Source organism: Methylobacterium sp. WL18 (assembly GCF_008040015.1).
GTDB classification, from domain to species: domain Bacteria; phylum Pseudomonadota; class Alphaproteobacteria; order Rhizobiales; family Beijerinckiaceae; genus Methylobacterium; species Methylobacterium mesophilicum.
In genome coordinates, this window is the sequence record NZ_VRVD01000835.1 from 1 (window position 1) to 1,722 (window position 1,722).

The 1,722-nt window shown below is 75.1% G+C and carries 3 protein-coding genes; 1 reads left to right on the forward strand and 2 read right to left on the reverse strand.

All coding sequences use genetic code 11. The features are described from left to right. Positions 1 to 947, forward strand: a 947-nt coding sequence (locus tag FV228_RS28835) for an FAD-binding oxidoreductase (protein WP_147857600.1), incomplete at its 5' end; no start/stop codon positions are given. Positions 948 to 950: 3 nt separating this feature from the next. Here the strand turns inward: FV228_RS28835 and FV228_RS28840 are convergent. Together FV228_RS28840 and FV228_RS28845 are read right to left on the reverse strand one after the other, a co-directional pair. Beyond that, entirely contained in the window at positions 951 to 1,421 is a 471-nt protein-coding gene (locus tag FV228_RS28840; RefSeq protein ID WP_147857601.1) for a hypothetical protein, read from the reverse strand. Next, the coding region (locus FV228_RS28845; protein ID WP_147857602.1) for a hypothetical protein at positions 1,418 to 1,722 on the reverse strand (305 nt) is incomplete at its 5' end. The genes FV228_RS28845 and FV228_RS28840, both read right to left, overlap by 4 nt.

A 1,722-nucleotide genomic window follows, 5' to 3' on the forward strand; every position in this document is an offset into this window, starting at 1 on the left:
CCGCCCTGCTGCCGCTGACGAGCGCCGCCTACCCGGCCCATGAACGGCTGGCCGCGAGGGCCGGCACCAGCGAGCGGCTGCAGCGGACCGGTTGGATCAAGGCCTACCGCACCGAGGCCGCCTTCGAGGCCGCCGCGCTGGAGCGGGAGATCCTGTCCGGGCACGGGGTGGCGTTCGACATCCTCGACACGGCGGGGATCCGCGATCTGGAGCCCGCCCTGGTGCGCCCCTACGCCCGGGCGATGCTGCTCACCGAGACCGGATCGGTGCGCGAGCCCGGCCGCCTGATCGAGGCCTGCGAGGCGCTGTTCGCCGGCCTGGGCGGAAGGCGGCTGCGCGGCAGCGTCGAAAGCCTGTCGCCGGAGGCCGAGGGCTGGCGCGTCATCCACGAGACCGGCGCGGTGCGGTCCAGGCAGGTCGTGCTGGCGGCGGGCGCCGCCTCCGGGTCGATCGCGAGAAGTCTGGGCTACCGTTTCGCGGTCGCGGCCGAGCGCGGCTACCATCGTCACTACGCCCTGCACCCGGACAGCCCGCCCCTGACCCGCCCCGTGCTCGACACGGGTGCGGGCTCGATCCTGTCGCCGATGGGCGATCACCGGGTGCGGGTGCTGTCGGGCGTCGAACTCAACGCCCGCGACGCCGCCCCGGACCACACCCAGATCGAGGCGGCCTCCCGCGAGGCGGGGGAGACCCTGCGTCTCGGCGGCCCCCTCGACAACGAGCCCTGGCTCGGCTCGCGCCCGTCCACCCCGGACGGCATGCCGGTGATCGGCCCGGCGCCGCGCCACACGGGCCTGCTGTTTGCGTTCGGCCACGGCCATATCGGCCTGTCCACCGGGCCGATCACCGGCGAGATCGTGGCCGACCTCGCCACCGGCCGGACCCCCGCGGTCCCGGTCGCGCCCTTCGCGCCCCAGCGCCTGCTGGGCTGGCCGCGCCTGCTGTGACGCTCAGCGCCAGTCGTAGGGATCGTACGGCTCCAGGGCCGCCCGGATCTGCCGCAGGGCCGCCGGCTGGCGCTGGAGATCGGCCTCCCGGGCGAGCGCGCGCAGGAACGCCCGCGGGCCGTGTTCCAGGTCCCGGGCCAGGCCGTCGTAGCGTTCGGCCGGCTCGACATGGGGCGGGTCGACGGTGACGCGGTAGTCGAGGCCGCAGGTCGGCGGATCGATGCCGAGCCGGTAGCAGATCTGCACCCGGGCGAAGGGCTCCCCGGGGCGGCGCACGACCCGGTAGCCGCCGCGCGTGAAGGCGCCGCCGGTGGCGCGCTCGGCATAGGCGAGGATCCGGTCCACCGTCGCCAGACTTTCCGTCTGCCGCGTGCGCACGAGGTCGATCGCGGCCCGTTCCGTGGGCAGGAACGGCTGCGCATCGGCGCCGGAGGCGGCCGATGCGATCAGCAATGCGAGGGCGAGACGTCTCACGGCTTCCTCATGCAGACGGCCACCGGCTGGGCATCCTTGGCGGCCTTGGCGGTCATGTCGAGGCAGCCGACCGTGGCGATGCCGTCGGTGACGGTCACGGACGGCACCACCGCCATGCCCCGGCAATAGGCGCCGATCAGGTCCTCGTCGCGGTGGCAGGCGACGTCGAGGCGCACAAGCGCGTTCATCGGCGGCCCGGCAGGCCCGGTGGCGCCTTCGATGCCACGATCCCCCGCGGGGCCGCGCGCGCCGGTGGCGCCGTTCAGCCCCGGCGGGCCCTGTGGACCCGGCGGTCCCTGGT